Annotated in this window: 13 protein-coding genes; 3 read left to right on the top strand and 10 right to left on the bottom strand. The window is 44.9% G+C overall.

Features of this window, described 5'->3' with window-relative positions:
* Positions 1-40: 40 nt before the first annotated feature.
* Positions 41-421: a YmaF family protein gene (locus tag PUT07_RS16135; RefSeq protein WP_274469206.1), complete on the bottom strand. Its 381-nt coding sequence runs from the start codon at positions 419-421 to the stop codon at positions 41-43.
* Positions 422-705: 284 nt separating this feature from the next.
* Here PUT07_RS16135 and PUT07_RS16130 point away from each other — a divergent pair, with 284 nt between their 5' ends.
* Positions 706-1,080 (top strand): hypothetical protein, encoded by a 375-nt coding sequence (locus PUT07_RS16130; protein ID WP_274469205.1) that lies wholly within the window; start codon positions 706-708, stop codon positions 1,078-1,080.
* 148 nt (positions 1,081-1,228) lie between these two features.
* Here PUT07_RS16130 and PUT07_RS16125 read toward each other — a convergent pair whose 3' ends face one another.
* The 4 genes from PUT07_RS16125 to PUT07_RS16110 form a co-directional block, all read right to left on the bottom strand.
* Entirely contained in the window at positions 1,229-2,041 is an 813-nt protein-coding gene (locus PUT07_RS16125; protein WP_274469204.1) for a glycoside hydrolase family 16 protein, read from the bottom strand.
* A gap of 358 nt (positions 2,042-2,399) precedes the next feature.
* Positions 2,400-3,263 (bottom strand): RNA polymerase sigma factor SigJ, encoded by an 864-nt coding sequence (gene sigJ / locus PUT07_RS16120; protein WP_274469202.1) that lies wholly within the window; start codon positions 3,261-3,263, stop codon positions 2,400-2,402.
* A 43-nt stretch (positions 3,264-3,306) separates the two neighbouring features.
* Positions 3,307-4,503 (bottom strand): NAD(P)/FAD-dependent oxidoreductase, encoded by a 1,197-nt coding sequence (locus PUT07_RS16115; protein WP_274469201.1) that lies wholly within the window; start codon positions 4,501-4,503, stop codon positions 3,307-3,309.
* Between the two features lie 156 nt (positions 4,504-4,659).
* Entirely contained in the window at positions 4,660-5,430 is a 771-nt protein-coding gene (locus tag PUT07_RS16110; protein WP_274469200.1) for a YheC/YheD family protein, read from the bottom strand.
* A gap of 130 nt (positions 5,431-5,560) precedes the next feature.
* On the opposite strand from PUT07_RS16110, the gene PUT07_RS16105 reads away from it, so the two are divergent.
* The gene (locus tag PUT07_RS16105; protein WP_274469199.1) at positions 5,561-6,535 is read left to right on the top strand and encodes a CapA family protein; all 975 of its coding nucleotides are present in this window, start codon (positions 5,561-5,563) and stop codon (positions 6,533-6,535) included.
* A 151-nt stretch (positions 6,536-6,686) separates the two neighbouring features.
* Here the strand turns inward: PUT07_RS16105 and PUT07_RS16100 are convergent, their stop codons facing one another.
* The gene (locus PUT07_RS16100; protein ID WP_274469345.1) at positions 6,687-7,397 is read right to left on the bottom strand and encodes a glycosyltransferase family 2 protein; all 711 of its coding nucleotides are present in this window, start codon (positions 7,395-7,397) and stop codon (positions 6,687-6,689) included.
* Between the two features lie 184 nt (positions 7,398-7,581).
* On the opposite strand from PUT07_RS16100, the gene PUT07_RS16095 reads away from it, so the two are divergent.
* A complete protein-coding gene (locus PUT07_RS16095) occupies positions 7,582-8,268 on the top strand; it encodes a GT-D fold domain-containing glycosyltransferase (RefSeq protein ID WP_274469198.1) in 687 nt (228 codons plus the stop codon).
* Between the two features lie 39 nt (positions 8,269-8,307).
* Here PUT07_RS16095 and PUT07_RS16090 read toward each other — a convergent pair whose 3' ends face one another.
* From PUT07_RS16090 to PUT07_RS16075, 4 genes are all read right to left on the bottom strand, one after another.
* Positions 8,308-9,612 (bottom strand): nucleotide sugar dehydrogenase, encoded by a 1,305-nt coding sequence (locus tag PUT07_RS16090; protein WP_274469196.1) that lies wholly within the window; start codon positions 9,610-9,612, stop codon positions 8,308-8,310.
* Between the two features lie 219 nt (positions 9,613-9,831).
* Positions 9,832-11,496: a catalase gene (locus PUT07_RS16085; RefSeq protein WP_379239737.1), complete on the bottom strand. Its 1,665-nt coding sequence runs from the start codon at positions 11,494-11,496 to the stop codon at positions 9,832-9,834.
* A 161-nt stretch (positions 11,497-11,657) separates the two neighbouring features.
* Entirely contained in the window at positions 11,658-12,284 is a 627-nt protein-coding gene (locus PUT07_RS16080; RefSeq protein ID WP_274469194.1) for an isochorismatase family protein, read from the bottom strand.
* 353 nt (positions 12,285-12,637) lie between these two features.
* Positions 12,638-13,054: a DUF4362 domain-containing protein gene (locus PUT07_RS16075; RefSeq protein WP_274469193.1), complete on the bottom strand. Its 417-nt coding sequence runs from the start codon at positions 13,052-13,054 to the stop codon at positions 12,638-12,640.
* Positions 13,055-13,284: the final 230 nt, after the last annotated feature.

The raw sequence follows: 13,284 nt of genomic DNA, 5'->3' as shown, positions 1-13,284 counted from the left end.
TCCTCCATCAAGGATGATGGTTTCGGCTTCAAAAGTATGCTTATAGTTCGTTGCCCGTGTTCCCGCTGTACATATGAGAATGTGGATGCATTCCGTTAATTGTCGTATATCCTTGGAAATAATGAACATGGCCACCATTGGGCAAGGGAACAGAGGGTCCGGTGGTTCCTCGAATAATATGCGTATGACCATCATTAAACGATGTTTCCGAATAATAATTATGGACATGTTGAACACCACTCGGCGCCGCTTCAGTCATACCTGCATATTGGTGATGATGTCCGTCATCAAATGAAGTGATTCCTGAAAACGGGTGAACATGAACAGGACGACCGTTCCACGTGGTAATAAATAATTTATGCGAGTGATTGGGTCCTTCATCGTTGGGATGCATAATGAATCCAGTAATTGGAATATCCATATACCTCTTCCCCTCATATGGTTTGACTTTGTATTCTATGAAGGAGTATGAGCAATGGTTATAGGCATTCTGCCCAATGACCCGAACCAGTATCTTTTTGAAAACCAAACAAGCAGGATTGCCATTAGCACTAATATTTACGGTTCAGTATAATAGTTATGTATTCATCTCTTACATATAATAAGAATCGAGGTTAGACAATTATGCATGTGAAGAGGTTACCCATTGCGATTACATGGATTGGTCTAACAGTCTTGTACTTTTATGTATATCGGATTGTAAATATGTTTTTAGATATTACGGAAAATGGATTTGGCCCAATTAACCTAACGATCAGCCTGATACCTTTTGTAGTTGGCCTGTCCATCACTTATATATTTATTCGTCTGCTGGCGCTTGGTTATTGGTGCAGACCGCTATGGATCGCACTCACCATCATATTGGCAGTTCCTACAACTTTGTCGATGATTAAACTAAATGATCAGCAGATGAATAAAGTCGATCCACTTCAACACAAAACACTTGAGGAAAATTTGTTGTGCAATACCTTGATATTTCAACATGGATTCAAGGGGATATTAACACGATTTTTACCCCTGAAGGTGCAGTACTACAGTTTTTTAACGATAACCAAAGTAATCATTCAAAGTTACAATTAACCGAAAGGAATTCTTCATCCTGATTGCTTAAGTAGACTAAACTGCTGGTATTTTAACAATAAATTAAAGCGGATTATTATTTTTAGATTAAAAATGTAACGAACAACTTCTTCTGTTGACTTTTTCCAGAAATACAATCCCCTTTTCATCAACTATTTTTCTGATAACAACGCACATAATCAATACTAAACTCGCTGGGATATATATGCGTTAGACTTGAAACATTATCGTCTGAAGGAATTTCATAAATGTTAAGCATCAATTGCATTGGATATCTTGGTGATTGGCGAGATGTATGTATCAATTCGTTATCGATATAAAAATCAACGCCCTGTTCAGTCCAATCGACTGCATAAAGGTGAAACTGAGTAGGGTCGAGACAAAATTCCTTTTCAAAAAATTCGTCATGAATCTCCTGATCACCGAATGGATGAATGCCAAATCCAATCGTACATGTATCGGAACTCACATTCCAACCCTTCAATTCAAAAGGGCATATTTCGGCAGATTTATAGGGTTCATCCTCGAAACCGATCATCCAAAATGCACAAACGTTGTAGGGACTTCTGATCCCTTTTGCCCGTATTTCAAAATATCCATACTGAGGCGTAAACAATCTTTCAACCGGTTGCTCTTCTCGGACAAGACAGCTGCTTGAAAACTTGTGTTGACCATATGGACTGCCAACGGGACCTGCATATACCCCCGTCTGGAGATTGCTTACCTTCACACCTCCATTAAACTCTGGACACCACGGTAACTGGTCCTCGGTTATTTGTAGGATAAGAAGGCTATTATCGATTCTATACTTGGCTTTGGAGTTTTCGCGGCTGCTCCATTGAGGCAAATAGTAAGGAAACCACTTCGCATGGTTTAAACGATCGGACTCAAAATCATCTTGAAATACTAGTGTATAACCCGATTTTTCAATCTCATTTCTTGGAAAATCCCCATTTGCCATGAACTAATCCTCCACTTTTGGTTTGTATGCGCTAAAAAAGAACGCATGTTCGTTATCTTCAGTATATCAATTTCCAAGTTTTGTTACTACTACTTTTATTATTTCTTACGACAAAGAAGCGTCATCCCCCCTCCGATAGAGACTTCTGGCTAAAAGTTTGTTATACCATCTAATGGATGCCGCCATTTTGGAATAAATAAAAGACCTCACACTATTCTAGTGAAGTCTTAAAAAAAGCGCACAAGTATTTGTTACGGCAAGTTTAGATAGGGCCATCCTCGTGGAATGGCTTTTCGTGGTCTGCCTTTTACAAAAAGTAGAATCAGGAAAATTATGATCATATTCTTCGGTAGATTGCTTAAACCCGCACAAGCTTATCTGGGTTTCGAACGGCATATATCCGGGCAATCTTACTGTGTCGGAGTTGCATGAATAAAGCAGCCACGGTTTCGCCCTTCGACCGGATTACGATACTGGTCTCACCGTTCAGAGGGGCGAACTCGAAGTGGAAATCACCCTGGAAATGGGACCTTAAGCTCCGGAGACCGTCGAGCAGGACCTGGGCTACGTGTTCACACGATTGTACTGGATGCCTGAACGCGCTTGCTTTACCGCCTCCGTCGGCGATGAACATGACGTCTTCGGTCAACAGTGCCATTACATGATCGACATTCCCTTGCTCGAGGGAGGTGAGGAATCGGTTGACCCATTCCAATTCGACAGCTTCGGCTGTAATTAGCTCTTCCTCAGATATGCCCATTTTGCTTCTTGCCCGGCTCAACAGTTTGCGGCAGTTCGCCTCTTGCTTGCCGAGCAGGTCCGCGATTTCGGGGTAATCGAAGCCCAGCGCCTCACGCAGGACGAAAACCGTCCGCTCTGTCGGCGTCAGCCGCTCAAGCAGCACGAGCATGGCGTATGACAGCAGATCACGGCGGACGACTGTCGTCTCGAGCTGATCTGTCTCCGGCGACCGAAGCGGTTCGGGGAGCCACGGTCCGACGTACATTTCTCTTTTCTTCCGCGCTGACTTCTGCAGATTGAGGCAATGATTGGTTACCATTTTGCACAAATACGCCTTCGGCTCTTCCAGCCGTTCGGGATGTACATCGCAAGCTTTAACAAACACGTCCTGCACAGCATCTTCCGCGTCTGCAACGGAGCCTGTCAACTGATAGGCCAGTGTGAACAACAACGCTCTATATTGATCGTACAGTTCCTCCATTCGCCGTCTCACCTTTTTCCTACTGTTGGTATTAGTGCCGTTGTTATCGTAGCATACTGCCTTTATCCCAGGCCAGTTTCCTGATTTTCCACCCCAGCTTTCCCGTAAATATGATATGAAGTCCCCATTTGCTTCCCCATACAAATCCGCGGTTCTCCCCCAAGCCGATGCAGAAGAAATCCAGTATCGAGCTGGCGGATTTATGAACCGGAGCGGGGCGTCCCTCCAGATCAGCCATCACAATTTTCCCAAGTCTATCAGCCTGCAGCGCGCCTTCTCCGGCCCTCATCAGATCCGCCCTGCCGTTCACCGGATCGACGATTCTCGCACAGTCGCCGATGCTATATACGCCCGGCGCTCCTTTGACACGATAGCATTCATCCACCAGCACTTGACCATCGGGAGTAAGAGGCAAGCCCATGCTTCGAAGGGCCGGATTCGGGATCAGACCAATTGTCCATATACATAGGCCAACCGGCAGAAGATCGCCATTACTGAGCTTCACCGCCCCTGCTTCCGCTTGCATTACCTTACGGTTATATAGTACTTTTACGCCGCATTCGTCGAGATACTGATCTAATTTCTTTCCGACTTTTTCGGGCCCTTCCAGGAACAGGCGTTTCTGTCCGCTCAGCAAATAGACAGAGATTTCGGACGGGTTCAGTCCTAGCAACGATGCTTCCTTCCGCATCTCAAGCGCCAGCTCGGCGGATGTTTCAACGCCACTGATGCCCGCTCCCGCAACCGCGATCGTCATGAGTCGCTTACGTTCCTCAGGGTTCATCTCTCCGGCAGCTTTCAACAGGTTTGCGCGCCAGCGCTCCCGGATGTCCGCTGCAGCTTGCGGGTCGGTCAAGGCGATGCCGCCCTTATCGGGTTCCAGTTGCCGAACAATGCTGCCGACCGCTACGACCAAAAGGTCAAACGGCATGAGGATATGATTTCCTTGTGCATCCTCATAATGAACCTGTTTTCCCTCGCTATCCACGCATGCAACCGTACCTTGTATGAATTCGACACCTTCTGAGAACGAATAGTGCGTCCAAGGAATCATAATCTCTTCCTGGTCCACGGCTGGTCGGAACAACAGCATTTTACGCAAATGCCCGGGCTGCTTGTCGATCAGAACAAACCGGATCTGCCGTCCGCTCGCCATGTCCTGGGTCTCTTCCTTAATTGCTTTGAGTGAATGAAGCCCAACGTGGCCGCCGCCGATGATTACGCATGTCAAACCATTCATCTTTCCTCAGCTCCTTAACGTTTTGCACATATAACAACGTAAGCCTCTGATTTGTGACAGTGGAAACGAACGAAATGATTATATATCTCACAACTTTGTTTATGTAATTGTTGCGCGAAGGGCTGCCATAATAGACAGCCCTTTTGTATTCTTTATTCAACGAGTTTTGACGGAGATGTTCTTTTTGCAAAGCTTCCTCATACATTTCCAGCATATTTTCTCCGGTCTAGTGTTCACCTCAATAACCCAGGGCTTTAAGTTTTGATCCAAGCCCATATCAATCCCAAAAAGCTGAATACCAGGATATTTTTTTTCGAGCTGCTTGCATATACGACTTCCCAATTTGTTTAACTTCAGGATGATACTTTTTTGAGTAGTTGGATTGGTATGCGAGGCTAACAGGTCCTCGACGGATAATGCGGTACCTCCACTGCGGATATTCGTTACAATTTTTTTGTGATGCGCAACGCGGCCGACAAAGCCTTCATTTCGCCAAGTATGATCCTTTTGTTTTGTGATCATTAAGCGAAGGTCAAACGGGCGTTTGTTCCATCTGAGCAGGTCTATGCCTTGTTGGACGAGATAATCGGCGCTCACTCTTTTGCCCAAATAGAAGGCATATACTTCCTCTTTTGATTGGAACTTATTTTGCCGGGTTCCTGAATGGACACGAAAATACGGTTTCTTTTTATGAACAATCCTTCGAACCTGCATGACCCCCACTCCAAAAGCTCCTTGATTAGGTTTCAAATAAATAGTCTTATAACGAGAAAGCATGGCAAAGAAAGATTGTTTATTTAGTTTCATCGTTGCGGGAAGGTGCCTGTTAATGTGGCTGTTCTTCATTAATTCACGATGTTGATCCCACTTGATACCTTTTGCAGGTTTCTTCGGTTTGTTAGGAACGGTGACATTACTTTGTCTCATGGATTAGTCTCCTCACACTAATATTTCCATATCATATTCGGCTAGCTGTAACAGGCTATAGGACATCGCCTATCCTGCAAACAATAATTCCTTTCATTGAATAAATTAGTCAGGGAAGGAGTGAATCCATGTGATCAAAATAACGATAGCCGCTGTCGGGGATTTGTTGATGAAAAGTGAAATCATTGCCTCAGCTAAGAGATCAAGCGGATATACGTTCAGTCCTATTTTTGAAAAAGTTAAACCTTATCTAAAAAAACACGATTTGACGATCGGGAATCTGGAAACGACGTTCTCCGGTAAAAGGAAATTAGGCGTTATCGGAAGCCGTCCAAAATGTAACTGTCCGAGAGAACGAAGGAATCCGAAAACAGGTTTTCCATTATTCAACTGCCCTGACACGTTGGCATCAACGTTGAGAAACGTCGGATTTCGTGTATTAACTACTGCAAACAACCATTGTATGGACGGAGGAGTAACCGGTTTAAAACGAACATTGAATGTTCTCGATAAACATGGTCTCAAGCATACAGGAACCTTTCGTTCCATCCAAGAATCTAAGCGTCATCTGATTATGCGTGTAAAGGGAGTGAATATTGGGATTTTATCCTATACGAAAAGCACAAATTCCTTACAAGTACCTAATCGGTGGTTAGTTAACCGCATCGACCATAAGAAGATGATAGCGGATATCCGCGAAATGAAGAATAAAACAGATTTCATCGTTGTTTACCTCCATTTCGGGAGAGAGTATCGGCCATTTCCGAGCAAAAATCAAAAACAATTGATGCATTTACTGTTTAAACAAGGCGTAAATGTGGTTTTAGGTGCACATCCTCATCTGCTCTACCCGGTAACTCAGGCAAAGGTGAAAGACATCTATGGTCAAGTACGAAATCGAGTCGCAGCTCCTTCTTTAGGTAACTTTGTATCAACGAGATTAATAAGAAATCATAATACGATTCGGGGAATGATTTTGTCATTGACTCTATCTAAAAATAAACGAGGGATAACAGATATCTTAAAAATTGATCGTATTCCTACGATTGTGGAGAGGAGGAAGACAAAAAAGAAAACTTTCACAGTTATCCGAAGAAAGGAATGAGCCTGGTTTAGAAGTAGGAACGATCTCGCAAGTATGCTTGCAAATATCCAAATTTCAAGTATCTGGTTCAAAACAAAAAGCGCCAGAGCTTTAATAAAGCCCTTGGCGCTGAGCCTATATCCGACGTTGGCTTCCATACTTGGAAGACCATTCAAATCTTCCCCCTTCGTACGAGGCGCTCATAATTTACGGTCCGCGCAACGACTTCAGCCCGCATATTTCGAACTGCGTTTCGATTAAATTTCCATGTATGCTTGGATTGATCAGCTCTTCGTACGGCTACGAAGTGACGATGGCTCGTGGTTCGTACCACCCCGCCACGCTTCCAAATATCCGCGAGGAATTTCATGTCCGAGCCTGCGCGCCTCCGAGTGAACTTAACGGCAGGAAACAGCTTTTTACGGAATACCAAAGTTGCCCCAGCGACACAATCCTTCCGCCTCTTCGTCAATAGGAGTAGCTCCTTCGAACCCATCATGTACATGTAAAATCGGTTTTTACCGACTACGTCCGCCCCCGTCCATTCCGCCGTTCGGACTGCTTCCGCGAGATAAGCAGGACCATAATAGTCATCGTCATCGAACTTGGCAATATACGGATAACGAGCTCTCTTTATCCCATAGTTCAGACATACTCCCAATGGCAAACTCTCAGGAAGTTGATAAATAGTAGCTTGTATGCCCTTTCGTCGAGCATAAGCTCGGTAAGTGGAGGGTTTCATGTTATGATGGTTTAATACGATGATCAGCTCTCTTTGATCCCATGACTGATGACGGTAATTGCGAAAGATATTCTTTATAAACTCCGGCTTATTCGTCACCGTAATCACCGAAACACCTGCTTTTGGATGCACCTGCTTCATCACCTTCACGTTCAACCTCCACTCTCCCAATATTGTTCCTTGACTTACTTTATTCCTATTGCCGGGGGAAGGTTCAGATATACGGATAAATGCATATTTCCAGCGTGAACAAGTTCGAACGCGAACGACTAGGAGGTACTGTCATATGATAAAGGGAAATCCTATGAATGAGGAGCGATGATGGGTGCCGATTAACTTAACCCGGGAACAGACATACGCCAAAATCCAGTATGCCTTAGATCATAACCGGCCGTTCTCCTTGGTTCGAATCGGAGATGGAGAGAATATCTGTCTGGCTCAAAGCTCCGTTTGGTCTATCAAACGCGTATTGATGGAACCATGGGCAGTGAAAGCTAACCGTGGGAAGAAGGGGGTAACCCTGCCGAATCTTCGCCTCCGAAATCAGATGGTGGCCGAGATTCGGAGGGCTACCGTTGTCGGTGTCCTGCCACCTGAAGACAGTCTGATTCGGGCACCGCGCTACCTTAAACGTCCTTTAACAAATGCTATATTCGCCCACTTTCGAATTGCACCCTCCTACAAGTGCAGTGCCTGTATAAATCGGTACGCTCCGCAGGACAAGAGCTTCTGGAAGCTACTGAAGGGAAGGCGTATCCTGATTGTCAGTAAGCACGCAGAGGACATGAAGGATACTCTAGAACGAAAACATGGGTTAAAGGTTGTGGGGACAATTCCCTTCTCCCACTACTACCAGATTGACCGAACCCTTACACGAATAAGGGCTATGAAGAATTCTTTCGACCTAGTTTTCCTATCCACGGGTGTGAACGCCGTCATTCTCGCCCCCAGAATCGCCCGAATGACCGGGAAGGTTGCTCTCGATTTTGGCAAATGGCATAAAAAAATATAAGGATCGGCCAGCAGGCCGATCCGTTCTTTCGTTATCTCCCTACGATCCCCCTCCTCCTAAACGGACAACCCTTGCCTTCCCACTTCCTGAATAGCCGCTTGTAACATTCCGGGTGTCATAGATTAGTTTTGCATGCTCAAGAAGAAGTGGTATGGGAATACAGGTATGATCCGTCGACACAATTACGGCATCCATTTCTGCCAATAGTTGCGGTGTTAGTTCCACACTATTCCATTTTTCGCCGCCCACCGAAACATGAGGGATATACGGATCATGATAGACGGCTTTAGCCCCCATGCTGTTCAGAATCTGCAGAAGCTCTAGTGACGAAGACTCCCGCGGGTCTGCGATATCCTTTTTGTAAGCTACCCCGTAAACAAGCATCTTGGCATGCAGCAGCGACTTCGCACCCAACAGCTGTTGGACCTGTTTAGCAATATATTGAGGTATCTTGTGATTGACCTTCTGTGCGAGCTGAATGAACCCGGAACCAATACCATACTGCTGCAGTTTCCACTCCAAATAGATGGGATCTACGGGAATGCAGTGCCCCCCGATCCCCGGTCCCGGGTAAAATCCGGCGAAGCCGAAGGGTTTGGTTTTGGCTGCTTCAATGACCTCCCAAATATTTAGATGCAGCTCATCGCAAATCATGGCCAGCTCATTCACGAAGGAAATGTTGATGAGACGATAAGCATTCTCTATAATCTTCGCCATCTCAGCCGATTCCACAGAGGAAACCGAATGAATCTGAGGGAAAACGCCCCGGTAAAGCTCCTCGACCTTCGATAAGCAGTCTGGAGTCATGCCGCTGACAACCTTCGGGATCTTGTGAAAAGGAAATCGCTTATTTCCCGGGTCAATCCTTTCCGGTGAGTAGGCCAAAAATACGTCCTGTCCGATCGTAAGGCCGGTTTGCTCCAGGATCGGAGCAATGACCTCCCTTGTTGTGCCAGGAAAGGTTGAGCTCTCCAAAACGATCAATTTCCCCTTGGGAACCAGTTGGTTGATCTCCCTAGCAGCTTGGGTTAAGTAGCTAAGTTCTGGTGTCCCCTTATCGCTAAGAGGGGTCGGTACACAGATGATGAAGACTTCTGACTCCTCAATCTCTTGATATCGGTCTGTAGGAAAAAAACGCTGCGTTTCACGAGCCTCCCGTATCTCCGAATCCTCGATCTCCGAAATATAACTTTGCCCTGATAGAAGAGTGGCAATCTTAAGAGGGTTAAGATCGTAACCAAATACCCGGAAGCCCTTCTCTACTAGAAGGAGTGCTAAAGGAAGGCCTACGTACCCAAGCCCGATTATAGCTACAGTTTGCTTTTTTGAACTCGCTCCTTCCACAGGATCCAGACTACACATCACAGTAGATCCACCCTTTCACACTAGTCTCTCAATCTATCCTAGTATATGATGGGTCTCCCGATTGGATTGGACGCCTTCTCCGAAAATTGTAAATTGTACGAGGGTATCTGTCTCTGACTGTTCGCAAGCTTGCTCGCTTCCATTTTATTGTAGAAAAAGGAAACTCCCCTCATTGCAGAGTGGAGTTTCCTTTTTGTATTAGTACGGATCTGCTTCGTGACTTTTTTGCACGGCTTCTTTCGTTGCGTTGTTCGCAGCTAACGTTCCTTGACCGTATTTGGTGATGCCTGCTTCACGGCCAGGAATTTTAATTCCCGACTTCATTTCTTGCATTTCCTTCATTTTCTTGTCGATCCCTTCCTTCACACGTCGACCATAGTCTTCGTTTGCTTGTGTGAAGTGCCCGATCATGGCATCTTGAATCCGCTTATCACAGATTGCAAGCGCATCGGAGAGATTTTTGATCAATTCCTCTCTCTCCCATTCTTGCAAGCTACGGTACGTATGACCCGCTTGACCGTAGTTGTTCGGACGATCGATCGGAGCGCTCATCGCCGCCGCGTTATACATCGGTTGGTGCGGAGGCCGCTGTTCCTTGTCCGCTTCCTGATAACCACCCATCATAGATGGCTCATAGTTGATGTGTGGATTTTCTCCGGACTCTTTCGGGTCGCGGATGTCCATTTGCCCGCGATGCTGGTTCGTGCGAACCGGCACTTTCGGAGCATTCACAGGCAGCTTCAAATAGTTCGCACCGACACGATAACGCTGCGTATCAGAGTAGGAGAAGGTACGTCCTTGCAGCATTTTATCATCCGAGAAGTCCATCCCGTCAACAAGAACTCCTGTACCGAAAGCGGCTTGCTCAATCTCCGCATGGAAATCTACCGGATTACGGTCAAGGACCATACGTCCAACCGGCAGCCATGGGAATTTGTCCTCCGGCCAAAGCTTCGTATCGTCGAGCGGATCAAAGTCGAGTTCAGGATGGTAGTGATCGTCCATAATTTGCACGAAGAGCTCCCACTCCGGATAATCGCCGCGCTCGATCGCTTCATATAAATCTTGTGTTGCATGACCGACGTTCGTCGCTTGAATAGCGTTCGCCTCTTCTTGCGTTAAGTTACGGATACCTTGCTTCGGCTCCCAGTGATACTTCACGAGCACAGCATCTCCCTTGTCATTCACCCACTTGTAGGTGTTTACGCCGGAGCCCTGCATGTGGCGATATGTTGCTGGAATTCCCCATGGAGAGAATAAGAAGGTTATCATATGTGTAGCTTCAGGCGTCTTGGAAACAAAATCGAACATCCGTACAGGATTCGGCACATTCGAAGCCGGATCGGCTTTAAACGCGTGAATCATGTCTGGAAACTTCATCGCATCTCGGATAAAGAAGATTTTTAGGTTGTTACCAACTAAGTCCCAGTTGCCTTCTTCCGTATACATTTTTACTGCGAAACCACGCGGATCCCTTGCCGTTTCGGGCGAATCTTTGGATCCAGCTACTGTCGAGAAGCGAACCATTAACGGCGTTTTCTTCCCAGCACCAGAAAACACTTTGGCTCGACTATACTTCTCTACCGGCTCATCACCGACTTTTCCATACGTTTCGAAATACCCGAATGCTCCCGTTCCGCGCGCATGTACGACACGCTCCGGTATCTCTTCCCGATCGAAATGGGAGATCTTCTCGATAAAGTGGTAATTTTCAAGCGTGGCCGGACCACGGTTACCGATGGTACGGATGTTTTGATTATCCATCACCGGATGGCCCTGTCGCGTCGTCAATGTCTCACGTTGAGCATCTTGTCCGGTTGGCGTATGATTCTCCGTCAAAATTGACCCCCCCTTTAATTTCATCCCAAATAGATTACCACGCTGCTGGTAAATTTATACTAATACGCTAAGGATTATCTTTATCTTTGACTTGCAAAATGAAAAAGCCGCATATCATGCGACTTTGGATGTAATCATGTTTTTGTCACCATTCACTTGCAACACTCGAATTCTTCTCAATAGATTTATAAGTATGAAATAGCTTCCATTGTCGTCCAACTAGCACTGGCAAATGCTTTGTAATTCGTAACGGCTGCTTGAAAATCTTCTTCACTAATTGTTGCCGTAGCATCGTAGACAACAGCTGTTTCAAAACCAGTTTCGATTAAATGCCTCATATGGGACTCTACACAAATGTTGGAAAGAACTCCTGCGATAATGATCTTCTCTTTTCTATGTTGTCGTAATTGGTAAACCAAGTCATTCGTTTGTGGGCTAGCAACCTTGTGTGGCGTTGAAACGACGGTTCTCCTATCAAAAATATAAGGTTTTAAGGAATGAACAAAATCAGCTCCAAATGACGGTGGTGTGTACACATTTGCCACTTGGTACATTCTAAGACCTAATAACATCTGTTGTTCATTTCCTGTAAATTGCCATCCATAATCATGAGGGTATAAATAATGGGGTGAGATAAATAGTTGGTACCCTTTACTCATGGCAGTACTTATTAATAGTTCAAGGTTTTGTATCGTATTGTTTCGTTCTATATTTGCTTTTGTCAGATGATAGCCTCTCCCCCCAGGACACATAAAGTCATTTTGTGGGTCTGTAATCACAATTGCGGTATTATCCGGGTGTGGTTGAAACATCGATTACCTTCACTCCCTCTCAGAGCTTTCTTACGGCAATTTATATGACTATTCCAGTTTGTCTTATGTGTATTTCTATAAGAGTCAGTCCATTAAAAAGGGAGAGATCAATCACGTCTAACAACTTGCAAATTGTCTCCATTACAATATAGTTTTGAAGTACTACTGACAAAACAATGTCGTCATGGATATTATCCAAATCTGCCTTCTCTTTGAAATCGACATTGTATCATTCCTCTCTCGTTCATTATTATCCTGGTTACATAGATATTGAAGAAATATAAACATAGGAAATATGAAAAGCAGCCCCAATCTTCCCATGTTTGGTTCCCAAAAAGAAAGAAGTGGCAAACTCAAAATCTGTCTCCGAGGGAGCGCAATAAAACATCTTCCTTAAGGAGGCTAAAAATGGGTATGCTCTTCTCACCTTCATTGTCACATTGACTAAGAGTATACACATAATGATCTTTTGTTTCATCCAAACTAATTCTCTTACATTTGTAAACCTGTTTACCATGCTCAGAACTCATTCCATCCCTGGTATTATCGATGGTCCAAGTGACCTCCCTACCGTTTGAATGCACATCATGTATCCAGTAACCGCCGTCGATTATCGGTGGAATGAGCATTAGATAATCACCTTTTCCGTCTTTATGACGTTGAACCATTTCATTTAAACGGTCTACTTCTCCCTTGTTGAAATGATGAAGGATAATCTCATTCCTTTCATGTGTATTCGTGTCAGTCGTTAAACTAAAAACTAAGATCATTCCCAACACCCCGATGATGCCAACAAGTACTCCGATAGTTATCTTTGTTCGTATGATGCAAGCACCCCATTTCTTTTTATGTTAGACGGTTAAACATGCTATATCGTTGAGTTATTCGAGACATTCCAACCTGGGAAGTAACCATCATTAGCCGCGGTGAAATAAGATAAAATGAAAAAAAGCCCTATAAATAAGGCTTTACTTTCTTAATACTCTTTTATGGTAGTTGG

This window comes from Paenibacillus sp. MAHUQ-63 (genome assembly GCF_028765165.1).
Classification (GTDB): domain Bacteria; phylum Bacillota; class Bacilli; order Paenibacillales; family NBRC-103111; genus Paenibacillus_E.
This window is presented reverse-complemented; position numbering and strand designations above follow the sequence as displayed.